At 71.2% G+C, this 22,888-nt stretch carries 19 protein-coding genes and 3 pseudogenes; 9 read left to right on the forward strand and 13 right to left on the reverse strand.

Going from position 1 to position 22,888, the window contains the following annotated elements; all coding sequences use genetic code 11:
• Nucleotides 1–317: 317 nt before the first annotated feature.
• The 3 genes and pseudogenes from ABT288_RS12030 (at nucleotide 318) to ABT288_RS12040 (ending at nucleotide 2,877) form a co-directional block, all read left to right on the forward strand.
• A complete protein-coding gene (locus ABT288_RS12030) occupies nucleotides 318–1,934 on the forward strand; it encodes an amidohydrolase (RefSeq protein WP_351605577.1) in 1,617 nt (538 codons plus the stop codon).
• A gap of 203 nt (nucleotides 1,935–2,137) precedes the next feature.
• A pseudogene (locus ABT288_RS12035) lies at nucleotides 2,138–2,419 on the forward strand (PhzF family phenazine biosynthesis protein); the annotation flags it as partial.
• A 53-nt stretch (nucleotides 2,420–2,472) separates the two neighbouring features.
• The gene (locus ABT288_RS12040; protein WP_351605580.1) at nucleotides 2,473–2,877 is read left to right on the forward strand and encodes a PhzF family phenazine biosynthesis protein; all 405 of its coding nucleotides are present in this window, start codon (nucleotides 2,473–2,475) and stop codon (nucleotides 2,875–2,877) included.
• A 637-nt stretch (nucleotides 2,878–3,514) separates the two neighbouring features.
• Here the strand turns inward: ABT288_RS12040 and ABT288_RS12045 are convergent.
• Nucleotides 3,515–4,039, reverse strand: a complete 525-nt coding sequence (locus ABT288_RS12045; RefSeq protein ID WP_351605582.1) for a MarR family winged helix-turn-helix transcriptional regulator — start codon at nucleotides 4,037–4,039, stop codon at nucleotides 3,515–3,517.
• 170 nt (nucleotides 4,040–4,209) lie between these two features.
• On the opposite strand from ABT288_RS12045, the gene ABT288_RS12050 reads away from it, so the two are divergent.
• Complete coding sequence (locus tag ABT288_RS12050) at nucleotides 4,210–4,836, forward strand: isochorismatase family protein (RefSeq protein WP_351605583.1); 627 nt, start codon at nucleotides 4,210–4,212, stop codon at nucleotides 4,834–4,836.
• Between the two features lie 222 nt (nucleotides 4,837–5,058).
• On the opposite strand, the gene ABT288_RS12055 is transcribed toward ABT288_RS12050, so the two are convergent.
• The 4 genes and pseudogenes from ABT288_RS12055 to ABT288_RS12070 all read right to left on the reverse strand — a co-directional run.
• On the reverse strand, nucleotides 5,059–5,826 hold the full coding sequence (locus tag ABT288_RS12055) for an NPP1 family protein (protein ID WP_351605586.1): 768 nt from the start codon (nucleotides 5,824–5,826) through the stop codon (nucleotides 5,059–5,061).
• A gap of 27 nt (nucleotides 5,827–5,853) precedes the next feature.
• Entirely contained in the window at nucleotides 5,854–6,960 is a 1,107-nt protein-coding gene (locus tag ABT288_RS12060) for a lectin (protein ID WP_351605588.1), read from the reverse strand.
• Between the two features lie 408 nt (nucleotides 6,961–7,368).
• Complete coding sequence (locus ABT288_RS12065) at nucleotides 7,369–8,724, reverse strand: beta-1,3-glucanase family protein (protein ID WP_351605591.1); 1,356 nt, start codon at nucleotides 8,722–8,724, stop codon at nucleotides 7,369–7,371.
• A 298-nt stretch (nucleotides 8,725–9,022) separates the two neighbouring features.
• Nucleotides 9,023–9,431, reverse strand: a pseudogene (locus tag ABT288_RS12070) (substrate-binding domain-containing protein); the annotation flags it as partial.
• Between the two features lie 323 nt (nucleotides 9,432–9,754).
• Between ABT288_RS12070 and ABT288_RS12075 the strand changes: the two are divergent.
• Nucleotides 9,755–12,010: a pectate lyase-like domain-containing protein gene (locus ABT288_RS12075; RefSeq protein ID WP_451335302.1), complete on the forward strand. Its 2,256-nt coding sequence runs from the start codon at nucleotides 9,755–9,757 to the stop codon at nucleotides 12,008–12,010.
• A gap of 635 nt (nucleotides 12,011–12,645) precedes the next feature.
• Here the strand turns inward: ABT288_RS12075 and ABT288_RS12080 are convergent.
• The gene (locus ABT288_RS12080; RefSeq protein WP_351605593.1) at nucleotides 12,646–13,611 is read right to left on the reverse strand and encodes a pirin family protein; all 966 of its coding nucleotides are present in this window, start codon (nucleotides 13,609–13,611) and stop codon (nucleotides 12,646–12,648) included.
• A 134-nt stretch (nucleotides 13,612–13,745) separates the two neighbouring features.
• On the opposite strand from ABT288_RS12080, the pseudogene ABT288_RS12085 reads away from it, so the two are divergent.
• Nucleotides 13,746–14,026 (forward strand): annotated as a pseudogene (locus ABT288_RS12085) (carboxypeptidase-like regulatory domain-containing protein); the annotation flags it as partial.
• A gap of 22 nt (nucleotides 14,027–14,048) precedes the next feature.
• Here ABT288_RS12085 and ABT288_RS12090 read toward each other — a convergent pair.
• The 6 genes from ABT288_RS12090 to ABT288_RS12115 all read right to left on the reverse strand — a co-directional run bounded on the left by ABT288_RS12090 (nucleotide 14,049) and on the right by ABT288_RS12115 (nucleotide 19,120).
• Nucleotides 14,049–14,390, reverse strand: coding sequence for a hypothetical protein (locus ABT288_RS12090; RefSeq protein WP_351605595.1), 342 nt, complete (start codon nucleotides 14,388–14,390; stop codon nucleotides 14,049–14,051).
• Complete coding sequence (locus ABT288_RS12095) at nucleotides 14,387–15,091, reverse strand: RNA polymerase sigma factor (RefSeq protein ID WP_351605598.1); 705 nt, start codon at nucleotides 15,089–15,091, stop codon at nucleotides 14,387–14,389. Before ABT288_RS12095 ends, ABT288_RS12090 begins: the two co-directional genes overlap by 4 nt.
• A 70-nt stretch (nucleotides 15,092–15,161) precedes the next feature.
• Nucleotides 15,162–15,584 (reverse strand): hypothetical protein, encoded by a 423-nt coding sequence (locus ABT288_RS12100; RefSeq protein WP_351605600.1) that lies wholly within the window; start codon nucleotides 15,582–15,584, stop codon nucleotides 15,162–15,164.
• A 308-nt stretch (nucleotides 15,585–15,892) separates the two neighbouring features.
• The gene (locus tag ABT288_RS12105; RefSeq protein ID WP_351605603.1) at nucleotides 15,893–16,867 is read right to left on the reverse strand and encodes a pyridoxal-phosphate dependent enzyme; all 975 of its coding nucleotides are present in this window, start codon (nucleotides 16,865–16,867) and stop codon (nucleotides 15,893–15,895) included.
• A gap of 46 nt (nucleotides 16,868–16,913) precedes the next feature.
• Nucleotides 16,914–18,266, reverse strand: coding sequence for a vWA domain-containing protein (locus ABT288_RS12110; protein WP_351605606.1), 1,353 nt, complete (start codon nucleotides 18,264–18,266; stop codon nucleotides 16,914–16,916).
• Nucleotides 18,263–19,120, reverse strand: coding sequence for an AAA family ATPase (locus ABT288_RS12115; protein ID WP_351605609.1), 858 nt, complete (start codon nucleotides 19,118–19,120; stop codon nucleotides 18,263–18,265). The genes ABT288_RS12110 and ABT288_RS12115 overlap by 4 nt, the downstream gene beginning before the upstream one ends.
• 193 nt (nucleotides 19,121–19,313) lie before the next feature.
• Here ABT288_RS12115 and ABT288_RS12120 point away from each other — a divergent pair, with 193 nt between their 5' ends.
• From ABT288_RS12120 to ABT288_RS12130, 3 genes are read left to right on the forward strand one after another with little or no spacing between them, the layout of a single operon-like run.
• Nucleotides 19,314–20,069: an ABC transporter permease gene (locus ABT288_RS12120; RefSeq protein WP_351605612.1), complete on the forward strand. Its 756-nt coding sequence runs from the start codon at nucleotides 19,314–19,316 to the stop codon at nucleotides 20,067–20,069.
• Nucleotides 20,066–20,737 (forward strand): ABC transporter permease, encoded by a 672-nt coding sequence (locus tag ABT288_RS12125; RefSeq protein WP_351605614.1) that lies wholly within the window; start codon nucleotides 20,066–20,068, stop codon nucleotides 20,735–20,737. The genes ABT288_RS12120 and ABT288_RS12125 overlap by 4 nt, the downstream gene beginning before the upstream one ends.
• Nucleotides 20,734–21,669: an ABC transporter substrate-binding protein gene (locus ABT288_RS12130; RefSeq protein ID WP_351605617.1), complete on the forward strand. Its 936-nt coding sequence runs from the start codon at nucleotides 20,734–20,736 to the stop codon at nucleotides 21,667–21,669. The genes ABT288_RS12125 and ABT288_RS12130 overlap by 4 nt, the downstream gene beginning before the upstream one ends.
• Before the next feature lie 15 nt (nucleotides 21,670–21,684).
• Here the strand turns inward: ABT288_RS12130 and ABT288_RS12135 are convergent, their stop codons facing one another.
• Nucleotides 21,685–22,839 carry a betaine/proline/choline family ABC transporter ATP-binding protein gene (locus tag ABT288_RS12135; protein ID WP_351605620.1) on the reverse strand — a complete coding sequence of 385 codons (1,155 nt, stop codon included), beginning with the start codon at nucleotides 22,837–22,839 and terminating at the stop codon, nucleotides 21,685–21,687.
• Between the last annotated feature and the right edge of the window lie 49 nt (nucleotides 22,840–22,888).

Raw genomic sequence — 22,888 nt, forward strand, 5'->3', positions numbered from 1 at the left:
GCGCCAAGCACACCGAGTTGCGCACGCCCGTCGTGCGCAGGCGCGGTCGGTGTACGGGGAGTGAGGCGACGTACGGCGGTGCGTCCGCGCAGCCCCGGCCGGACCGCCCCGCCTCAGGGATCACGGGGCGATGCGAGCGGAGCGGCTGCGCTCCTGCGTCCGTCCCGATCGACGTTGGCGCATGATCCGCATACCGGGTGTACGCATGGCGTGTTTCCTGCGCGGTCGATCCAGGTATGGCGGCGAATTACCGAACGGCTTCTACAACAGTCTCGTCAGCGACACCTTCGAAACGCTGCGAGCTGAGGGAGAAGACGATGTCTGATCACGGAGCCGACCTGCTGATCCGCGCCGGCGCGGTGCACACCCTGGTGCCCGGCCAGGTCCCGCAGCGGGCCCTGGCGGTGCGCGGCGACCGGATCGCGGCCGTGTTCGCCGACCCGCACGGCCTCGACCACCTGGTCACCGACAAGACCGAGGTCCGCGACCTGCCCGGCGCGACCGTGCTGCCGGCCTTCGACGACACCCACACCCACCTGATCTTCGCCGCGCTCGGTGCCCAGGACGTCCCGGTCCATCAGGCCCGCACGATCCCCGAGTTCCTCGGCCTGATCCGGCGGCGGGCCGCGGTCACGCCCGAGGGCGAGTGGATCCGCACCACCACCAACTGGCAGGAACTCAACCTGGCCGAGCGCCGTATGCCCACCGCGGCCGAACTCGACACGGCGACCGAGCGGCACCCGGTCCTGGTCAAGCGCGGCGGCCACAACGACGTCGTCAACAGCTACGCGCTGCGCCTCGCGGGCATCACCGAGGACACCCCCGTACCGCCCGGGGGCACCATCGGCCGTGACGCCGACGGCAAGCTGGACGGCCGGCTGATCGACAACGCCCTGCACCTGGTGGAGCGCCTGGTTCCAGCCCCTGACCGGGCCGAGCGCATCGAAGGACTCCGCATCGCCACCCGCGACTACGCCGCCACCGGCATCGGTACCGTGCGGGACTGCGCGGTCGCCCTTGAGGACTACCGGGTGCTCCAAGCCGCCCGCGAGGCGGGCGCGCTGCACATCAGGGTGCGCGCGCTGATCTCGGCGCTCGGCATGACCAGCGCGGCCCAGGTGGAAGACCTCCTCGACACCATGGAGGAGTGGCGCGACAACTCCGACCCATACCTGTCCGTGTGGGGCGTGAAGTTCGGCCTCGACGGCGGCCTGGAGGCCGGCGCCACCGAGGAGCCGTACGCCTGTGACCACTCCTTCTCCGGGATGCTGATCTGGGAGCCGGACGCGCTGGTCGAGGCGGTCGAGGCGGTGGTCCGGCGCGGCTGGCGGGTCGGCACGCACGCCTACGGCGACCGCGCGGTCCGCACCCTCCTCGACGTCTACGAACGCGTCCTGCAGCGCAACCCCGGCCTGCCCGCCGGCAGCCTGGTCATGGAGCACGGCGGCCTCGCCGGCCCCGAGCAGCGCGCCCGCGCCGTCGCCCTCGGCATCCCCGTCACCATCCAGCAGCCCCTGCTGCACGACACCGCCGAGGTCGAGGAGGGCTTCTGGGGCCCGGAACGCGTCGCCCGCCTCTTTCCGGCCCGCGGCTGGATCGACCTGGGCGCCCAGGTCAGCGCCGGTTCCGACTTCCCGGTCGGCCAGTTCGGCGCGATGCGCTCGGTGTGGGGCATGACCACAAGGCAGACGGTCATCGGCGTCAAGGGACCCGAGCACGCGATCACGTACGACGAGGCCCTCACCCTGCACACCACCCGGGCGGCCCACCTCACGGGCGAGTCCCATCTGCGCGGCACCCTGACCCCGGGCCGCTGGGCTGACTTCACGATCTGGGACCAGGACCCCGCCCACTGCCCCGGCGACGCCCTCCGTGACCTCCACCCCACCCACACCTTCGTCGGCGGTCGCCTGGTCGCCCCCACCGGGACCTGATAAGCGGGGATCGGGCGTCGGCCGCGAACCCTTGGCTACCGCGGGCACAAGCGCCCGCGGTAGCCAAGGGTTCGTGGTGATCAGTCCACTTTGTGGTCAGTGGCCCTGTCCTGGCCGGGCGCGTGCCCGTTGGATGAACCCACCTGCTTCCGCCGTGCGCGAGACGCGCAGAATCCGCCGCAGCCGCTACCGGGAGGCCCGCGATGACCACGCCGCGCACTCGATCGTTCGCACAGGTCGACGTGTTCTCCACGATCCCCTGCAGCGGCAATCCGGTCGCGGTGGTCCTGGACGGGACCGGCTTGAGCGATGAGGAGATGCAGCGCCTGGCGCGCTGGACGAACCTTTCCGAGGCCACGTTCGTGCTGCCCCCCACCACCTTCGAGGCGGACTACCTGCTGCGGATCTTCACCCCGGGAGGCGAGCTGCCGTTCGCCGGGCACCCTGCTCTCGGCTCCGCCCGTGCCTGGACGGACGGCGGCGGCACGCCGCAGCAGGCCGACCGCATCGTGCAGGAGTGCGCCGCCGGCCTGGTCACGTGCGCCGCGGCGAGGGCGTTCTGTCATTCGCCGCGCCGCCGCGGGTGCGTGACGGCGCGCTCGACGACGCCTATCCGAACCGCATCGTGGCCGCGTTCGGCATTACGCGTGAGCAGGTCGTGGCCCGCCAGTGGGTCGACAACGGTCCCGGCTGGGCCGTGCTCCAGCTGGCCACGGCCAAGGAGGTCCTCGGCCTCGAACCCGACCTCTCCCTCATCCCGGACGCCATGGTCGGCGCGAGCGGGGCCTATCCCGAGGGATCCGAGTACGACTTCGAGCTGCGCACCTTCGCCCCCGGAGCCGGTGTGCCCGAGGACCCCGCGTGCGGCAGCATGAACGCCGCCGTCGGGCAGTGGCTCAACCCGCCCGACGGCACATGGGATCCGCAGCCGGGATCGGAGTAACCCGGCTGTATCAGCGGTCGGCGCGGGTGACGAAGTCGCTGGGCGGGCCCACATCGGCGGTGCGTTGGAGTACGGGGGGAAGTGCGCGCAGCGGCTGATCTCGGCGATGCGGCGCCGCTTCGGCCAGTGTCGGGGGCACGACTGAGAGTTGTTCTGCTCCCCGTACATGAACATCTGCGGCGCGCACAGTTCGAGGAAGCGGTCCAGCACCTTGCCGTGGTCGGAGAGCTCGACCACGGACTCGAAGCTAGCCCCGACCGCTCCGGACCGGACCTTGTGGGTAGGCACGAGGCATGCAGGGCGCTTGAGCGGATGTGCGAGCCGCCGACGCGTTCGGCGAATCGTGCCAGGAAGGCGTCGGGGTGCCGTCGGGGCGGTTGACGATCTGGCGGCTGAGGAAGCAGAGGTCGGGACGGTCGAGGATGCGGTCGATGACGTCGGCGGGCAGAGCGAAGACATCGTCGTAGTCCTTGCCCCAGCCGCTGCGGTGAGTGTTGTCCTCAGCACGGCATACGCCTCGCTGAGGAGCGGTCACGAGCCGCCGGGGCCAGGGGAGGCGACCCCACCACACCTCCGTGGCGGCTCTCATCGCAGTCGCCGATGAACGTGGTGCCGAGACCAGCCGTCGACTGGTCGTTCAGTCGTCCTGACGGCGCCCCGGCGCCTGATGGTCGTGCTCGACCTCGCGCTGGAATTCGGCGACGCGAAGGAGGGCCTTCTTGAATGTGGCGTACTCCTGTGTGCCCAGAGCGCTGGCGTGGCGTTCCTCGATCGTGCGCATGATGGAGGCGGCGGCCTCCATCTGGAGCAGGCCGCGTTCTGTGGGACAGATCAGTTTGGCCCGGCGGTCCGCGGGGTCGGGTTTGCGTTCGACGTAGCCCAGGCGTTCGAGGTCGTCGATGAGGGTGCCGATGACCTGCTTGTGCTGTCCGGAGGCGCGGGCGAGCTCGCTGGCACGGATGCCGTCGGTGCGCAGATAGGCGAGGACGGCGCCGGTGCGGGGCGGGATGTCATCGAAGCCCTGCTCGGCGAGCGCGGAGAACAGCTCGCGCTGGACGGAGAGGAGGACCCGGGCGGCGAGCATGCCGAGGTCCGGTTCCGCGGTGTGGTGCCCGTCCAACGCCTCTCCTGTCCCGGCGCGTCCGCCGCTGTGCTGGGTCACCAGCGATTTTATTCACCTGCCTCAGGGCTCGGACGGCGTCACGCGAATCCCGCATGACCGACCGGCGCTTGCGCTGCGAAAGGCCGGGGCGTAGCGTCGAAGTAGTCACTGATATTGACTATCAACATTGGTGACTAAATCCACTGCGGCTCTACCCGAAGGAGCGGAAGATGAGCGCGCATAGCAAGTTCCTGGAACCGATCACCCGGGAGAACGCTGCCGTGGTGCTTGTCGACCACCAGGTGGGCCTTCTGTCCGGCGTCCGGGACATTCCGCTCGTCGAACTGAAGCACAACGTGGTGGCCATGGCGCGGGCGGCAACTGTCCTGGGCATCCCACTGGTCGTCACCACCACCGCTGCGGAGAGCATGTGGGGGCCGACCACCCCGGAGCTGGTCGAGGCACTGCCGGCCGGATACAAGATCATAGATCGCAGCACGGTCAACGCCTGGCACGACGATCGGGTCCGCGAGGCCATCGAGGCCACCGGTCGGCGGAAACTGATCTTCGCCGGGGTGTCTCTCGAGGTGTGCGCGGCGCTGCCCGCCATCTCCGCGACGGCCGCCGGGTACGACGCGTACGTTGCCGTGGACGCCTCCGGTACCTTCAGCCAGGCCAAGCGCGAGGCAGGACTGCTGCGCATGCAGCAGGCGGGGGTCATCGTCTCCGACTATGCCACCCTCATGGTCGAGGCTCTGGCGGACAACGCGGCCCCGGAGTCCGCCGCCGTCTACGGCGCCCTCGACATGCCCTTCGCCGTCCTGGTCGGCCAGATCTCCGCGGCCTACCGGGCCTAGAAGCTCGTTCCGGTCGCAAGTGCGGCTCGGTGCAGGAGGACGGAGCCCTTGGCGTCAGCCACGTTGTGCCTTGGGGATTCAACTTGCGGACAGTGATGGGGACAGTTCCAGGTGATGGGGACAGTTCCAGGGGGAGGTGCCGGGTCCGCGCAAGGTGGCGCGGACGGCCAGGAAGCTGGAAGCGGCGCTACCGGCCCGGTTGCAATCCCCCTGTTCCGCAGGTCAGGCGTTGGGATCGAAGGGGATGCCCGAGGGCATGGAGTGTGCCAGCGCGTAGGCGAAGTCGCCGTCCTTGATCTTGATGGTGGCCGCGCCGAAGTCGGCGCTCATCAGCTTGTCCCGGAAGCCGGCCGGGTAGCCGTTCCAGCCCACCAGGCGCGGGTAGAACCAGCCGCCGGTCACGTTCTCGGGAGGCTCGTCGTTGCTGTTGGCGAAGCGGAAGTCGTGGGTGGAGAGGCCGTCCTTGTGGTAGACGATCTTCGGGTGGGTGCCGTCGAAGCGGACCGAGGAGCGGGCGGCCACCTGGTAGCCGGTGTGCTGGGACACCGAGACGTACTGGACCTCGTTGTTGTTGATCCACACCACGACGTGCTCCCAGTCGTGGGTGTGCCCGATGGCCGCCGGGCCGTAGGTCGCCTGGTCCTTCTCGAAGTAGCTGGCGTACATGACGGCGCACCAGCCGTTGTTGCACTTCTCGCGTGAGTAGGTGTTGGCGTTGGCGAGTTGGGCGTAGTCGTGGCAGTGCCCGTTGACGTCACCGCCGAGTTTCAGACCGGGGTTGATGGTGCCGTCGGCGCCGATGGCGGCGGTGGCGTAGCAGCCGTCGCCGTCGTAGTCGTAGGCGGGGGAGAAGGTCTGTTCCAGGCCGTCGGCGTTCTGCGGCAGCAACTGCAGGACGTTCGCGTGGGCGCTCGCCGGAATGGCCACGACGAGCGTCATCGCACCGAGTGCTGCGAGCAGGCCCTTGGCAAGGGACTTCACGTTGGGCATTACGGCTCCTTGTCGGGGCGGCTGGCGTCAGCAGTACAGGTTGCTGCCCGGTGAGACCCCGAGGATCTGTGTGAAGCGCTGGTAGGCGTCCACGCGGCTCTGCACCTGGGCCGGGTTCTTGCCGTCGCATTCGAGGGAGCCGTTGATGCTGCGGATGGTCTGGCCGAATCCGGCGCTGTTGACCATGGCGTTGTGCGGGGTCATGCTGCCTGGTCCCGATTGGGTGTTCCAGTACCACAGGCCGGTCTTCCAGGCGACGGAGGCGTTGTTCTCCACCTGCCAGGGGTTGTTGAGCAGGTCGATGCCGAGCGCGTCACCCGCCGCCTTGTAGTTGAAGTTCCAGCTCAGCTGGAGCGGTCCGCGGCCGTAGTAGGCGGCCTGTCCGGCGGGGCAGCCGTACGGCCGGCTCCAGTCGCAGTAGGTGGGGTAGTTGGCGGTGTTCTGCTCGACGACATAGACCAGTCCGCCGGTCTCGTGGCTGACGTTGGCGAGGAAGGCGGCGGCCTCCTGCTTCCTGACCGTGTCGCTGCCGGTGTTCGCGAAGGCCGGGTAGGCGCTGAGGGCCGCGGTGAGTCCGCTGTAGGTGTAGAAGGAGTTCCGGTTCGGGAACATCTGGTTGAACTGCGCCTCGCTCACCACGAAGCCGGACGGAGTGCTGTCGCCGCCGCTCGCGGGTGCGTTCCACTTCTGGTTGGCGCCGCCGCTGCAGCTCCAGATCTGTGTCCGGGTGCCGTTGGCGGAGTTGTTGCCGGTGACGTCCAGGCACTTGTTCGCCTGGGGGTTGACGATGTCGTGGGCGGCGGTGACGGTCCACTTCTGGTTCGCGCCGCCGGTACAGGACCACAGCTGTACCTTGGCGCCGTCGGCGGTCGAATCGCCGGTCACGTCCAGGCACTTGCCGAGGGCGCGGATGGTGCCGTCGGTGCCGACCGTCCACTGCTGGGCGTTCGTGCCGTTGCAGTCGTAGAGCTGGACGGGCGTGCCGTCGGCGGAGTTGGCGCCGGCGATGTCGAGGCACTTGCCGGCGAGCCCGGTGATGGTGCCGGTGTCGGCCTGGGCGGGGCCTGCGGTGAGCAGGCACGCGGAGAGACCCAGTGCGGCGGAGAGGGCGGCCGTGGAAAGGGATCGGGCCATGAGAGGGGGTGGCCTTTCACATGGGGGGTGGCGGCCGACGCCTCACCTCGTGAACGGAGGGAGGCGTCGTACAACGCGTGGCTGACCCGAGAACCTAAAGGGGGGCGACCGCTTTCGTCAAGTAGTGAAGTAAGCCTAGTGAAAAGGTAGTTGGCAGGCAGACGGCCAAGAGCCGCGGTCGCGCCGACGGTGGCGCCGAGAGCGCGGAAGCCTCTGCGACTCGGGCGGTTGTCGGGCGATCCGGTGTGATCGGTGTGCTGGGTGGTCCCACGTTGTGCCCTCCGTCCGGGGAACGGGGCATGCGGGGGCGACGGATACGGGGCCGTCGGGTCCGGCGGGATCGTGCGACCCGCCGGACCCGCCAGTCAGGGGATCAGTATGCGTTCGGTGTCCGTGCCACCGGATCGGCTACCAGCCGACGGCGACCAGGAGCCATTGCGGATCGGCGTGGGAGATGAAGGAGGACTGGCCCGCCACGTCGTCGTAGGGGAAGCCGTAGGCGAGGTGGTTGATGGCGTTGTCGTGCCAGAACTTGGCGTAGTAGTTGGCTGGTGCCGCCTTGTAGAACTGGGCCGGGTCGGACTGCTGGGAGGCCGGCAGGGTGGCGACGTGGCGGTTGAGGGCGGCACACATGTCGGGGTTGCCCGCCAGCGAGGCGGCGCAGCCGAAGATGTCGGAGGTGGCCGCGTTCACGCCCACTGACTGGGCGTAGGCGGTGAAGTAGTTCGCGTTGGCGCCGCCCGCGCGGAAACTGGGGTCGCTGCCGGGCGCGATGATCCGGTACGGGGCCTGGGTCTGGGCCAGGACCTTGAACTGGTCCGGAACGGCGTCGATGAAGCGCTGGAAGGTGGTGGAGCGGTCCTCGGTGAAGGTCTGCCGGTTCTCGCCGACCTCGACGTCGTAACCGTCCTTGCTGTGCAGGCGCATGGCCAGCTTGAGGCCGAAGGCGTCGACCCGGGTGGTGTTGCCGTTGAAGACATTGTTGCCGACGGTGAACTCGATGAAGTCGTAGTACGGGCTGTTGGGTGAACCGAGGTAGAAGTACATGCGGCCCGCGGAGTTGGCCGGCATGTCGAGGTAGGGCTGCTCGGCGATGGAGTGCACCTGCCCGTTGAAGCTCCAGTACACCTGGCTGTCGGGGTACTTGCCGTTGGTCCGGTTGAGGATCTTCACCTCGACGGCGTTGCTCGCCGGGGGGATGTCGCTGGTGCTGCCCCAGAAGTCGTCCGGCGGGGTAGTGCCGCCGGGGCCGTAGACCTGGAACTCCCACAGGGAGTAGCCGTACGGGGTGCCCCGCGCGGTGCCGTGGAGGCGGACGTAGCGGCCACTGCCGGAGATGGCGATGTCCTGCGTTCCGCCGGTGGCGGTGGTGGTGGAGTAGACGGTGGTCCAGGTGCCGGCGTCGGTGGAGGTCTGGATCTGGAAGGCGGTCGCGTAGGCGGCCTCCCAGTTCAGGGTGACACGGCTGAGCTGCTGGACGGATCCGAGGTCGACCCGCAGCCATTGCGGGTCGGAGAAGGCCGACGACCAGCGGGTGCCTGTGTTGCCGTCGACCGCCGCGCTTGCGGGGAAGGAGCCGTTCTCGGTCGAGGAGGCGGTGGCGGGCCTGCCCTGGGACAGTAACTGGTCGGCGGCGCGCGCGGGCGTCGGTGCCAGGACTGCGAAGCAGGCGGCGATCAGGACGACGACCAGGCCGAGGGCCGCGCGTGGGCGTGCGGCGCCGACCGGCGGTCTGTGGGTGGGTGCGCCGGCGGAACTCTGCATGTGGGGTCTCCTCAAGCCGGTCCGGCATGCGTGGGGATGGAGCAACAGCAGACATGAGAGCGCTCTCTCGGGTTGTAGTCCTACCGGTGTCAGCCGTCAACAACTGAAGCCGAAATCAGTCGGGTTTGCGGCTCTGTCGACGACACGGCACTGATCTCGCCACCGGTGTCGCGTGTGGCGCGTCCGGCGCATTCGGCTTCCGACCGACCGATCAGCCCCAAGCCGGGCTCTGCTTACATCCCTTGACGCATCCGGTACGGACCTGACCGCGCCGTCATGCCGACTCGCGACCCACAAGTCAGGGCTCGGAGACGACCGGCGCCGCGTCTGTGAGTGCGCGGTGGGTGTGCTCGTCGAGCAAGCGGGTCAGCTCCGCCGCCCTCTCCTCAACCGGCTGGCGGACGTGGTCAGTCGAGGACGGCGGGTGACGACGATACCGGAGTCGCCGAAGCCGACGACGGTCACGTCCTCGGGCACCCGGCAGCTGCGCCGGCGCAGCACTTGGCAGGCGCCGTGGGCCATGAGGTCGTTGGCTGCGAACACGCCGTCCGTGCCCGGGCGGCGGTCCAGCAGTCCGACATGGCCGCGATACCGCTGTCGAGGGTCAAGCCGCCCTCGGCGAGTGGGACGTACGGGCGGCCGTGACGGGCGAGCGTGTCGCGGAACCCGGCCAGGTGTTCCCGGCTCGCCGCTACGTCCAAGGGGCCGCATGGCCGAGGCCCGCGTCGAGCAGGGTGCCGAGGGTGCGGGCAGCGGCCGGGGTGTCCGCGAAGGACTCCGTCGCGCCTCGGCGTACCCGTGCACGACGATCCCCGGTTCTGCGCCTCGCCCCAAGAGGGCCGATCCGACACTGCCCGTGATCGGCCCAGCCACGGGACGCGGCGGACCACGCCTCCCTGGACGGCCCTCACCGCACCCGCCGATGACCAAGATAATTCACGCCTTATATTTTGATGTATTGACGGCCGGGCGGGCTGCCCCTAGCGTCCGATCCGCATCGCGCCCCCACATCGCGACCGAGGAGACACGTGTGACTGACGTTCCTGCCGCCGTTCCCGCCGCGCGCGTCCGCGCACCCCGCCGGCGCAGACGCACGGCCGCCCTCACGACAGCCTTCCTGCTGCCGGCCGCCGCCGGTATCGCGCTGGCGTCCGCCCCGAGTGCAGCCGCCGCGAGCATCCCCACCGCTCCCACCGCCGTCGTCAACGCAGGCAGCGGCAAGTGCGTCGACGCGAGCGGCGGTGCCACCGGCAACGGCACAGCCGTGCAGCAGTACGCCTGCAACGGCACCGGAGCGCAGTCCTGGCAGTTCACCCCGACCGACAGCGGCTACTACCGGATCGGCGTGGCCTCGGCGCCGGACCAGGTCTGGGACGAGACCGGCGTCTCCACCGCCGACGGCGCGCTGACCCAGCTGTGGCTCTACGGCGGCGGCGCCAACCAGCAGTGGCTGCCCGTCGCCGAGGCCTCCGGCACGTACCACTTCGTCAACCGCAACAGCGGCAAGTGCCTCGACGTGCCGTCCGCGTCCACCGCCGACAGCGTCCAACTGCAGCAATACACCTGCAACGGCACCGCCGCCCAGTCCTTCTCGCTCTCCGCCGGCATCACCCCGCCGGCCGGCACCCCGGACTTCGGCCCCAACGTCACGGTGTTCGACCCGTCGATGCCGACGTCCACCATCCAGTCGAAGATCAACCAGGTCTACAGCACCCAGCAGAACGACGAGTTCGGCACCCAGCGCAACGCCCTGCTGTTCACCCCCGGCACCTACGACGTCGACATACCCGTCGGCTACTACACCCAGGTCGCCGGACTCGGCCTGTCACCGGACCAGGTGTCCATCACCGGCGGAGGCGTGCACGTCGAGGGGCACACCAGCGACGGCAACGCCACCCAGAACTTCTGGCGCGACGCGGAGAACATGTCGGTGAGCCCCAGTTCGGGCAGCACCATGTGGGCCGTCTCGCAGGCCGACCCGTTCCGGCGCATGGACGTACACGGCAGCATGAAGCTGTGGGACGACACCCACGGCACCAGCACCAACTGGTCCAGCGGCGGCTACATCGGCGACTCCCGCGTCTCCGGCCAGATCAACTCCGGTACCCAGCAGCAGTTCCTCACCCAGGACACCGCCATGAACGGCGGCTGGACCGGGCACAACTGGAACATGGTCTTCGTCGGCGACACCGGCGCCCCCGCGACCAGCTTCCCCAATCCGCAGTACACCACCGTCGCCCAGAGCCCCGTGATGCGCGAGAAGCCGTTCCTCTACGTCGACGGCTCAGGCAACTGGCAGGTGTTCGTCCCCTCGGTGCGCACCAATGTGCAGGGCCCCGACTGGACGAACGGCAGCGCCCCGGGCACCTCGCTGCCGATCAGCCAGTTCTACATCGTCAAGCCCGGTGACACCGCCACGACGATCAACAACGCGCTCGCCGCGGGCCAGAACCTGATCGTCACCCCGGGCGTCTACCACCTGTCCGCCCCGCTCAACATCACCCGCCCCGACACCGTCGTCCTCGGCCTGGGCCTGGCCACCCTCGTACCGGACAACGGCGTCACCGCGATCACCACCGCCGACGCCGACGGCATAGACATCGCCGGGCTGCTCATCAGCGCGAACACCACCAACTCCAACACCCTCATGCAGGTCGGCCCGACCGGCTCGACTGCCAGTCACACCGCCGACCCGATCGTGCTGCACGACGTGTTCTTCCGCATCGGCGGCGACATCGCCGGCAAGGCCACCCAGACACTGGTGATCAACAGCAACGACGTCATCGGCGACGACCTCTGGCTGTGGCGCGCGGACCACACCAACGGCGTCGGCTGGACGACCAACCCGGCCGCCAACGGACTGATCGTCAACGGCAACAACGTCACCATGTACGGCCTGGCGGTCGAGCACTACCAGAAGTACCAGACCACCTGGAACGGCAACGGCGGCCGCACGTACTTCTACCAGAGCGAGACCCCCTACGACGTGCCCGACCAGTCCAGCTGGACCACCAGCGGAGGCGACCTCGGCTACGCCTCCTACAAGGTCGCCAACTCGGTCACCTCCCACGAGGCATGGGGTGTGGGTGTCTACGCCTACCTCCGCGACAACCCCTCCGTCGTCCTCGGCCACGCCATCGAGGTGCCCACCACGTCAGCGGTGAAGTTCCACAGCATGGTCACCACGGTCCTGGGTGGAGACGGCACCATCAACCACATCATCGACAACACCGGCAACCAGGTAACCCCCAGCAGCAACGTGGCGTACCTGGTGAGCTATCCGTAAGTCCGGCAACGGACCCGACGGTACACAGGGTGCAACTTGTCCGTGCCCTCCGCGGGTGACGTGGGCCGGGCAGACCGGCCGGACAAGGAGACCGGTCCGGTGCCCGTGTCGAGGTGGCACGGGCGCCGGACACGCAGGGCGGCTACAGGCTCATTTGTTCCCCTCGGCCGGTTCACAGGCGGTCGCCCAGAAGGGCGTCAGCACCTCGGGGCAAGAACCAGAGCAACGCCCCTCGGTCGCCAGGGCCTACCGCGTCCTTGCGCCCTGACACTGAGCAACAGCCGCGATCCCGTCGCAGCCGGTGGCGACATCGTGCGCGGCGCCCGCACCCAGCCGGGCACCAGATGCCACCGCGCATCTTCGAAGCGGCATTTCACGATCAGCTGAACGCGGAGGTGAGTGGGGGGCGCGGGAAGGGTGAGCGGACTCCCGAGAGTAACCTGATTGCCTGTCAGTAAAGTCAGCATTGGGTCGGCATCGGTCCGACCGAAGCTGACCACGGCTGGCGGAGCATGCACTTCGAGATGGAGGGGAGCGGGTGGTCTGAAGGGGGTTTGCTCAGGGGGCTGTGCGAACTGAGCAGGGTGCACCTTCCCTCCCTGGTCTATGTGCGTGCCGCGCTGAACAGTCCCAGCTCAGCGCACCCGACCCCGTGCCTTCAGCGGCACCGGCGGCAGCTCCGGCGCAGGCAGCGGATCCCCGTCGTACCCCTTCACTTCCCCAAAACGCGACCCGCTCATCCAGTCCTCCCGGGCCTGATTGATATCGTCCTGGGTGCGTCCGACGAAGTTCCACCACATGATCAGCTCCTCCGCGAACGGCTCGCCGCCCAGCAGCATGATTCCGGCGTCCGACTCGGCGCGCAGCGGGAGTTCGGAGCGGCCGCAGCCGAGGTAGAGCATCGAACCGGGGAGCACCGGTACGCCGTCCACGTGGACCTCGCCGGACATGGCCAGGACGCCGTACTCGAAGTCGGGCTCCAGGGGCAGGCGGATGTCTGCGCCCCGGGTGAGGGCGAGGTCGGCGCCGATGATCGGGGTGTACGTCGTACCGGGCGAGGCGGAGCCGTCGAGGTCGCCGAGGATCACCGTGGCGGTCAGGCCCGGCGCGGTGACCGTGGGCAGGTCCGGGTGGTGCTCGAACTCCGGCTCGGTGTGGCGGTGTTCGTCGGGCAGCGCGACCCACAGCTGGGCGCCGTGCAGGAAACGGGCGTGCGGGCGCGGGCTCTCCTCGGAGTGGCTGATCCCGTGTCCCGAGGTCATCAGGCCGAGCTGTCCGGGCCGGATCGTCTGCAGGCTGCCCGTCGAATCGCGGTGCAGCACCTCGCCCTCGTGCAGCCAGCTGACCGTCTGCAGTCCGATGTGCGGATGCGGCGGGACCTGCATGCCGGGCTCGTCGGCGATGTCGTCCGGCCCGTAGTGGTCGACGAAGGCCCACGCGCCGATCATGCGACGGCCGAGGTTCGGCAGCAGCCGGCGCACCTCGGTCGACTCGCCCAGCCTCACGTGACGGGGGCTCAGCAGTTCGCGGACGGGCTCGGCCACGACGAATCCGCGGCCGCCGCAGACGCTGGGCAGGGGCGCGCGGTCAAGATTGCTCATGGCGCCCAACTTAGCGGGGCGGGCGTCGTACCGGTGAGTGCGGAAACGCGCATTTTCCTTGGTTACGTCAATCAACGACTTACATCAGGGAGCGGCACGCAGACCGTGTCGTCCCGAAAGAGGCCCGATTCGACGGCACCGGCGTCACCCGCGTCGAGGCCGAACTGCGGCCGGGCGCCCATGTGCGCGGTACCGTGCCCGGGGCGGGCCGGCCGCTCGGCGACGCCCGGGTGACCCTGCTGGACGCCGCGGGCGACGTCGTCGCGACGACCACCACCGGCTACGACGGGGCGTACGCCTTCTCCGACCTGGACGGCGGCCCGTTCACGCTGATCGCGGCCCGCCCCGGGCCGCCGGAGTGACCGTCGCCGGCCCGGATGTCGAGAACCACGACATCGGACTCGGACACCGCGGGGCGTGGTCGGGGGCTCGTCAGCTCATGGGTGCGGCGCGCTCGGCGACGGCTCGGCCGTGGAGGGGGTGACCGTACTCGGGACCGGGGACGGTGTGCCGGTCGCCGGGCGTGGAGGGCGGGCCGGCTCGGTCGGGCGGGACGGACCGCCGCGCACCGAGAAGAACACCAGCGCGGCCACGGCGGCCAGCGCCAGCGCGCCCACCACCGTCCGGCGCAGCAGCACCCGGCGGGGCCGCGCCACCGCCGTCGGCGGCAGCAACGGCCGCAGGTCGGCGGGGCCGACGGAACGCGCCCGCGCGGCCAGCGCGGCCCGCAGCCGCTCCTCGACCGGCGTCGGCGCGGTCCCGGTACCGGACTCGGTCATCGCAGCCCCTCCAGACGTCGGCCGAGGGCGTCCAGGGCCCGGCTGGCCGTGGACTTGACGGCACCCCGCGACAGGCCGAGTGTCGCCGCGATCTCGGCCTCGCTCAGATGCGACCAGTAGCGCAGCACCAGCACCTCCCGCTGCCGCCGGGTCAGCGTGCGCAGCGCCGCCAGTACCTCCCGGTGGTCCTCGTGCAGCAGCACGTCCTCCTCCGGGGCGGGGGCGTGCTGCTCGGGGGCCGGGGTGTGCGCCCGTACGGTCCTGCGCCGGCGCAGCACCGAGCGGGCCGCGTTGACCACGCTGGTCCTCAGATACGCCTCCGGGTCGTCGAGCGAGGCGAGCCGGTGACCGTGGCGGCGGAAGAGCGCGGTGAAGGCGTCCTGCACGACGTCCTCGGCGGTGGGCAGATCGTCCACCAGCAGCACCGCGAGCCGGACCAGGGCGAGCCGGCGGTGGTGATACAACTCCTCGATGCCCGGCGGCTGTTCGGCTCCGGAGAGAGGGACCGCCCGGAGCGCTCCGGTGTGCGTGGCGCCCGTACCGGGAGCCGGATCGGTGGGCGTGTCCGTACGGGCGCGGGGGAGGAGGCGAGCGCCTGCGCGGGTGCGCGGTGCCTGCATGAACCGCCGCCAGGGCGTGGGGCGTCGTGGGATGCCGCGCGCCCAGCGCAGGGCTGTCGCCGGTGGTGTGGCTGTCGTCATGGATCTCCCGGAGCCGGAAGCGGGCGCCACCGAGGGACGCCCGCTCCCGGCCCTGCCTAGGTGCTGCTGCTCAGCGGTGCTGCGGAACCGGCGCCGGTGTGGCGACGCCGTGGTGCGGACCATGTCCGGTCCGCGCCGGTGACGGCACGGGGCTGGGGGTGGCTCGGGCGGGAGGCGAGGGTACGGGGCTGGGGGCGGCGTCCGTGGGTGCGGGCACGGGGGTGGGTGTGGCCGGTGCGGGCGTCGGAGTCACCGTACGGATCGGTGACGGTACCGGCGACGGAGTGGCGGTGTGGACCGGCGAGGGCACGGGGGACGGCGTGGCGGTGCGGACCGGCGACGGCACCGGGGACGGGGTCGCGTGGCTGCCGTCCTGGGCCGCCTGGGCGGTCATGGTGCCGGCGACGGCCAGGGCCGCGCCTACGGCGGAAACCCCCAGGGCGGCCTTCAGCCTGCGGGCACGGCTGGGCCTGGATGCACGGTGTGCGGACATGGGTTCCTTCGGTCGTTCGGGGTCGGACTTGTGGTCGAAGTGGAGGCCTCCACCCCGACAGACGTCCGACCCCGGCCGAGGTTGCAGGTGACGACCGGCCAATTTTCCGCAGGAGCGGGTCGCACACCGTGCGGCCCGGTCGGCGTGTCAGCGGCCGGAGTCGTACTCGGTCCGTCAGCCCCCTATGCCCCGTCAGTCCTCGACGCGCGGTCGCCGGCGCCACGCGCGGTCAGCCCTCCGGGCGCCGCCACCAGCCCCGCCACCAGCCCCGCCACGGCCCCTTGAAGCGCGGTCACCGTCCTCCGCCGTCACCCGTCGAAAACCGTCGCCCCCTCCTCCGCGAAGGCGACCGCGTCCGGGTGGCCGAACAGGCCGGGCAGGCCGCCGGTGTGGACGAACACCGTCTTCTCGCCCGGCCGGACGTCTCCGTCGCGGACGGCCGCCCGGAGTCCGGCCAGGGCCCGGCCCGTGTAAATGGGGTCGAGGACCAGGCCCTCGGTGCGGGCGGCGAGCCGGAGCGCCCGTGTCACCGGCTCGGTCAGCGTCGCGTACCCGCTGCCCACCTGGTCCCGGCGCACCCGCAGCCCCTCCGGGGTGATCTCCTCGGTCGAGAGCGGTGCCGCGAACTCGGCGACGGCCGTGGCCGGGTCGGCCAGCGCGCCCACGTCGACGCCGAGCACCGAACCGGTGCCCAGGGCCGCGACCAGGCCGGCCATGGTGCCGCCCGAACCGAGCGGGACCACCACCGTGCGCAGCTGGGGCACCTGCTCGTCCAGCTCCTCGCCGCAGCGCACATAGCCCCGGGCGCCCGGCACCCCCGACCCGCCGAACGGGATCAGCGCGGGCCGGGCACCGTCCGCCCGCAGCCGCGCGCACACCTCGGCCGCCGCGGCGTCCAGCCCGGCCTGGTCCACCTCGCCCGCCCACGCGATCCGCGCCCCGAACAGCCCGTCCAGGGCGAGGTTCCCGGACCGGGAGGCGCCCGGCGCGCCGCGCAGCACGAGGACGGCGGACAGGCCCAGCCGGGCGGCCGCGGCGGCGGTCAGCCGGGCGTGGTTGCTCTGCGGGGCGCCCGTGGTCACGAGGGTGTCCGCGCCCTCGGCGAGCGCCGCGCCCACCGTCCACTCCAGTTTGCGGATCTTGTTGCCGCCGCCGCCCAGACCGGTCAGGTCGTCCCGCTTGATCCACAGGTCCCCGGGTCCGAGCCCGAGCGCCGCGGCGAGCCGGGGCGCCGGTTCGACGGGGGTGGGGAAGGTGCCGAGCGCTACGGGGGAGTGGCTCATCGCGTACGTCCTTCGATGCCGGTCGTGGTCGTTCGGGACCAGTCGATCACACCGGCAGCAGCCGGGCGATCAGCGCGCTGAGCTGACGGGCCGTACGGCACTCGTGCATCTCGACCAGCTCGGCGTACGCGGGCGCGGCGGAGTCGCCGGTGCCCCACCGGTCCCGTGGCTCCGGGTTCAGCCAGTACACGCGGCGGGCCCGCCCGGCGACCTCCCGTACGGCGGCCAGGTTCGGGTCGCTCATGTTCGTCCGGGCGTCCCCGAGGACGAACACGGTCGTGCGCGGGCCCACCGCGCCGCCGTACCGCGCGGCGAACTCGCCCAGTGCCATGCCGTAGTCGCTGCTGCCGTGCCAGCCGGTGAGCGTGGCCTCGGCGTGGATGCGGGCGCCGAGCCCGTCGGGGTCGGCGCGGCCGTGGTCGAGCAGGCCGGTCACCTCGTCGAGCCGGTTGACGAAGGCGAACACGCGGACCTTGCTGAACTGGTCGTGCAGTGCCTGCACCAGCAGCATCGTGAAGTCGGAGAAGCCGGACACCGAGCCGGACACGTCGCACAGCAGCACCAGTTCGGGGCGCACGGGGCGGCGTCGGCGCAGCACCGGCCGCATCGGCACCCCGCCCGTGGAGAGCGAGGAGCGCAGGGTGCGGCGCAGGTCGACGGTGCCGCGTGCGGCCCGGCGGCGGCGCGCGGCGAGCCGGGTGGCCAGCTTGCGCGCGAGCGGCTGCACCGCCCTGCGCAGCTCTGCCAGTTGGTCCCGGTTCGCGTACAGGAAGTCCACCCGGTCCGCGGTCGGTACGACACCGCGCCGGGCGATCTCGTCCCGCCCGCGCCGCTCGGCGACCCTGCGCCGCGCCTCCGCTCCCACCATCCGCCGGAACGCCTCGATACGGCGCCGGATCTCGTCGTCCAGCAGCCGGTCCGCGAAACCGGAACCGCTGCCGTCCCGGCCCCGGACGTCCGTCCGTACCCGGGCCAGCAGGGTCTGCGGGCGCAGCCGGTCCAGCGTCTGGTACGCCGACCAGCCGTCCGAGCCGGGTGAACTGCCGTAGCCGCCGAGGGCGTCGACCGCGTCCACCGCCAACCGGGCCATCAACGCGCGGTCGTCGGCCGCCAGGGCCTCAGCCAGCCGGTCGCGCAGTGCCTCGCGGTCCCCGGACTCTCCGTCCGGGCCGCCGACCCCGCGCGGGAAGTACAGGTCGAAGACCGGGTCGAACACCGCCCGTTGTCCGGGGCCGTGCAGCAGCGTCGCGGCCAGCCCCTCGCGCAGCAGCTCCCGGTCCGTGAGGCCCAGGGCCTCCATCGCGCGGGCCGCGTCCACCGTCTCGCCGGTGCCGATCCGCACGCCGTGTGCGCGCAGCGCCCCGACCAGCCCGGTGATCCGCTCGGCGACCGCGGTCACAGCGCGTCCAGGTCGAGCTTCGCCGCCGCCTTCTGGATGTCGTCCTGATGCTTGAGGATCACCCCGAGGCTGTCCCGTACGACCGTCTCGTCCAGGGTGTCGGCGCCCAGCGCCAGCAGGGTGCGCGCCCAGTCGATGGTCTCCGCGACGGACGGCACCTTGCGCAGGTCCATCGCGCGCAGCGCCCCGACCACGCGGACCACCGACTCGGCCAGCGCCGCGTCGAGGCCCGGCACCTTCAGCCGTACGATCCGCCGCTCCAGCTCCTCCTCGGGGAAGCCGATGTGCAGGAACAGACAGCGGCGGCGCAGCGCCTCGGACAGCTCCCGGCCGGCGTTGGAGGTGAGCACGACGAACGGGCGCCGGGTCGCGGCGACCGTGCCCAGCTCCGGGACGGTGATCTGGAAGTCGCTGAGCACCTCCAGCAGCAGCCCCTCCATCTCGACGTCGGCCTTGTCGGTCTCGTCGATCAGCAGCACCGTCGGCTCGTCACCGCGGATGGCGGTCAGCAGCGGGCGGGGCAGCAGGAACTCCTCGCTGAAGATGTCGGTGCGGGTCTCGTCCCAGCTCTCGTCGCGGCCCGCGCTGATCCGCAGCAGCTGCTTGGCGTGGTTCCACTCGTACAGCGCGCGGGACTCGTCCACGCCCTCGTAGCACTGCAGCCGGACCAGCCGGGCCCCGGCCACCTGGGCGACGGCCTTGGCCAGCTCGGTCTTGCCGACCCCGGCGGGGCCCTCCACCAGCAGCGGCTTGCCGAGCCGGTCGGCGAGGAAGACGGTCGTGGCGACGGCGGGCGAGGCGAGGTAGCCGGTCTCGGCGAGGCGGGCGGAGACGTCGTCGACGGACGTGAACAACGGGGCCTCCGGCAGGTCGGGAGTGGTGTACGGACTCCTGTCTCAGCTCCTATCTAAGCGCTTGTTCACCGCCGCTGTCACGTGGATGCGGCGGAGAGGGCCGGGCACCGGCTGCTGTCCGCCGTGCCGCGGAGCACCCCGTACGGGCCAGCCCGACGTGCCGTCCCCTTCGTCCACCCGGTCCAATGAAACCGTGACCGCGCCCCCGGACGACTGCCTCGCGCGCAACGAATGGATCTGCGGCGCCTATCTGAGCACCCGCCGCCAGATCCTCCTCGACGCGGTCGAGCAGCACCTCCAGCTGACCGTCCTGTCGGTCCTCATCGGCCTGGCCGTCGCCCTGCCGCTCGCGGTGTCGGCCCGCCGCTGGGCCTGGACGGCCGGGCCGGTGCTCGCCCTGACGACGGTCCTCTACACGATCCCGTCGCTGGCCATGTTCTCCCTGCTCCTGCCCTTGTACGGCCTGTCGGCCACCCTCGTCGTCGCCGGGCTCGTGCTGTACTCGCTGACCCTGCTCGTCCGGAACATCCTCGTGGGCCTGCGCGCCGTCCCCGAGGAGACCCGGCAGGCCGCGCGCGGCCTCGGCTACGGCCCCGTCCGCCTGCTGCTCACCGTGGAACTGCCCCTCGCCCTGCCCGCCGCGATGGCCGGCCTGCGCATCGCCACCGTCTCGGCGGTCTCCCTGGTCACGGTCGGCGCGATCGTCGGTTTCGGCGGGCTCGGCAACCTCATCTACGCGGGCATGAACACCTACTTCAAGGCCCAGGTGCTCACCGCGTCCGTGCTCTGCGTGCTGATCGCCGTCGGCGCCGACCTGCTCCTGCTGGGCGTGCAGTGGCTGATCACACCGTGGACCAGGGCGGGCCGCGCACGGATGCCCGCCGGGCGAGGGCGGCCCGAGGTCTCGCGAGCGGAGAACGCGTCCCGGACCGAGGCGGGCCGTGCATGAGCACGCTCACCCAGACCTGGCACTGGCTCACCGACCCCGCGCACTGGTCGGGCGACGACGGCGTCGGGCACCGGCTGCTCCAGCACCTGGTGCTCACCGGCGTCTGCCTGTTCCTGAGCTGTGTGATCGCGCTGCCCGTCGCCCTGGTCCTCGGCCACCTCGGCAAGGGTGGCGCGCTCGCCGTCAACATCTCCAATGTCGGCCGGGCCGTGCCCACGTTCGCCGTCCTGGTCCTGCTGCTGCTCACCCCGGTCGGCGGGTGGGGCGAGGGGCCCACGGTGGTGGCCCTGGTGCTGTTCGCCGTGCCGCCCCTGCTCACCAACGCCTACGTCGGCATGCGCGAGGTCGACCGCGGCGTCGTACGGGCGGCCCGGGGCATGGGGATGACCGGACGGCAGATGCTGCTGCGGGTGGAGCTGCCCCTCGCGCTGCCGATGGTCCTGAACGGGGTGCGGATCGCCGCCGTCCAGCTCGTCGCCACCGCCACCATCGCCGCGCTCGCGGGCGGCGGCGGCCTCGGCCGGATCATCACCGCCGGCTTCAACCTCGCCAGTACGCCCCAGGTGGTCGCGGGCGCCCTGCTCGTCGCCGTGTTCGCGCTCGTCGTCGAGGGTGCCTTCGAGATCGCCGAGCGGCTGGCACCGGGGTGGGCGCGGGGTGGCCGATGAGAAGAGCGCTCACCGCCGTCACGCTGCTCTCCCTCACCGCCTGCGGCACCGGACCTTCCCTGGAGAACCGCGGCCAGGTCACCGCGGCACCCGGCGACAGCCACCACCTCACCATCGGCTCGGCCGGCTTCACCGAGAGCGATCTGCTCGCCCAGCTCTACGCCCAGTTGCTCAACCAGGCCGGCTACCGGACGTCCCTGCTCACCGTCAACAACCGGGAGCTGTACGAACCGGCCCTGGAATCCGGCCAGATCGACGTCGTGCCCGAGTACGCGGCCACCTTCGCCGACTGGCTGAACGCCAAGACCCACGGCGCGAACGCCGAGCCCGTCGGCTCACCCGACCTCGGCGAGACGATGACCGCCCTGCGCCGGCTCGCCGCACCCCGCGGCCTCACCGTCCTCCCGCCCGGTCGCGCCGTCGACCAGAACGCCTTCGCGGTACGCGCGGACTACGCCCGCCGGCATGGCCTCAGGACCCTCGGCGACCTCGGCGCGTCGAAACTGAAGGTGCGCATCGCGGCCGGCGACGAGTGCGTCCGACGACCGTACTGCGCGCCCGGGTTGAAGAAGGTGTACGCCATCGACATCACCGGCGTCGACCCCAAGGGAGTCGGCACCGCACAGGCCAAACGGGCCGTGCAGGAGGGCCGGGACCAGCTGGTGCTGACAACCACCACGGACGCCACCCTCGACTCCTTCGGCCTGGTCCTGCTCACCGACGACAGACACCTGCAGAACGCCGACTACGTGGTCCCGGTGGTCAACCGCTCCCGGGCCGGCAGCGCGGGCGTGGCCGAGGCGCTGGGCAAGCTCAACGACGTCCTCGGCACACGCGATTTGGCCGACATGAACCAGCAGGTGGACAGCTGGCGCAGGCTGCCCGCCGACGTGGCCCGCGCCTATCTGAAGGACAAGGGCCTGCTGAAGTGAGGCCCGGCAGGTGTCTCACGCATCCGCCACCGAGTCGAACGACACCTGCCCCCGCGCCACGCCCCGCGCATCCGCGTCCACCGAGCGGCGCAGCGCCTCGTGCAGCTTCGCCGGGGTGAGCACGCCGAGGAAGCGCGCGCCGTCCAGTACCGCGACCCACCCGGCGTCGTACTGGAGCATCATGCCGAACGCCTGCTTCAGCGGCGCGCCCACCGGCACCCACGCGGTCATCCGGTGGGCCAGCTCCCCGACCGTGCCGCCCGCCGCCAGCTCCTCGATGCCCGCCCAGCCGTGCAGATCGCCGTGCGCGTCGAGGACGACGGCCCACCGGGCGCCCTCGGCCCGCAGCCGCTCGACGGCACGCTCGGCCGGCTCGTCGAGGCGGGCCACGGGCGGCTGCGACAGGTCGTCCGGCTCGATCGCGGTGACCGACAGCCGCTTCAGCCCCCGGTCGGCGCCCACGAAGGAGGCGACGTAGGGGGTCGCGGGCGCCCCGAGCACCGCGCCGGGCGTGTCGAACTGCTCGATCCGGCCCTGCCCGTACACGGCGATCCGGTCACCGAGCCGCACCGCCTCCTCGATGTCGTGCGTGACCAGCAGCACGGTCTTGCGCACCGCGGCCTGCATCCGCAGGAACTCGTCCTGCAACTGCTCGCGCACCACCGGGTCGACCGCGCCGAACGGCTCGTCCATCAGCAGCACCGGCGGGTCGGCCGCGAGCGCCCGCGCCACCCCGACCCGCTGCCGCTGCCCGCCGGACAGCTGCTCCGGATAGCGCGGCCCGTACGTCTTCGGGTCGAGCCCCACCAGGTCCAGCAGCTCGGCGGCCCGCGCCCGCGCCGTCGCCCGCTTCCAGCCGAGCAGCGCGGGCACCGTGGCGGTGTTGTCCAGGACGGTGCGATGCGGGAAGAGGCCGACCTGCTGGATGACGTACCCGATGCGGCGGCGCAGCCGCACCGGGTCGACGCCGGCGATGTCCTCCCCGTCGACGAAGATCCGGCCGGAGGTCGGCTCGATCAGCCGGTTGACCATCATCATGGTCGTCGTCTTGCCACAGCCCGACGGGCCGACGAGCGTGACGAGCTCTCCCTCGGCCACCTCGAAGGAGAGGCCGTCCACCGCCGTCGTGCCGTCCGGATACCGCTTGGTGACCTGCTCGAACCGGATCATGTCCGCACGCTAACGGGGCCGCGCGCGGCGCGCGGTGGCGGCGTCCGCC

This window comes from Streptomyces sp. NPDC001093 (assembly GCF_040298985.1).
Classification (GTDB): domain Bacteria; phylum Actinomycetota; class Actinomycetes; order Streptomycetales; family Streptomycetaceae; genus Streptomyces.

Bases quoted from the DNA above. Each gene is read 5' to 3' on its own strand.
- ABT288_RS12130 (WP_351605617.1), top strand. From the start codon at position 20,734: ATGAGAAGAGCGCTCACCGCCGTCACGCTGCTCTCCCTCACCGCCTGC.
- ABT288_RS12080 (WP_351605593.1), bottom strand. From the start codon at position 13,611: ATGAGCAATCTTGACCGCGCGCCCCTGCCCAGCGTCTGCGGCGGCCGC.
- ABT288_RS12065 (WP_351605591.1), bottom strand. From the start codon at position 8,724: ATGCAGAGTTCCGCCGGCGCACCCACCCACAGACCGCCGGTCGGCGCC.
- ABT288_RS12055 (WP_351605586.1), bottom strand. From the start codon at position 5,826: ATGCCCAACGTGAAGTCCCTTGCCAAGGGCCTGCTCGCAGCACTCGGT.
- ABT288_RS12100 (WP_351605600.1), bottom strand. From the start codon at position 15,584: ATGTCCGCACACCGTGCATCCAGGCCCAGCCGTGCCCGCAGGCTGAAG.
- ABT288_RS12105 (WP_351605603.1), bottom strand. From the start codon at position 16,867: ATGAGCCACTCCCCCGTAGCGCTCGGCACCTTCCCCACCCCCGTCGAA.
- ABT288_RS12090 (WP_351605595.1), bottom strand. From the start codon at position 14,390: ATGACCGAGTCCGGTACCGGGACCGCGCCGACGCCGGTCGAGGAGCGG.
- ABT288_RS12125 (WP_351605614.1), top strand. From the start codon at position 20,066: ATGAGCACGCTCACCCAGACCTGGCACTGGCTCACCGACCCCGCGCAC.
- ABT288_RS12050 (WP_351605583.1), top strand. From the start codon at position 4,210: ATGAGCGCGCATAGCAAGTTCCTGGAACCGATCACCCGGGAGAACGCT.
- ABT288_RS12060 (WP_351605588.1), bottom strand. From the start codon at position 6,960: ATGGCCCGATCCCTTTCCACGGCCGCCCTCTCCGCCGCACTGGGTCTC.
- ABT288_RS12030 (WP_351605577.1), top strand. From the start codon at position 318: ATGTCTGATCACGGAGCCGACCTGCTGATCCGCGCCGGCGCGGTGCAC.
- ABT288_RS12135 (WP_351605620.1), bottom strand. From the start codon at position 22,839: ATGATCCGGTTCGAGCAGGTCACCAAGCGGTATCCGGACGGCACGACG.
- ABT288_RS12095 (WP_351605598.1), bottom strand. From the start codon at position 15,091: ATGACGACAGCCACACCACCGGCGACAGCCCTGCGCTGGGCGCGCGGC.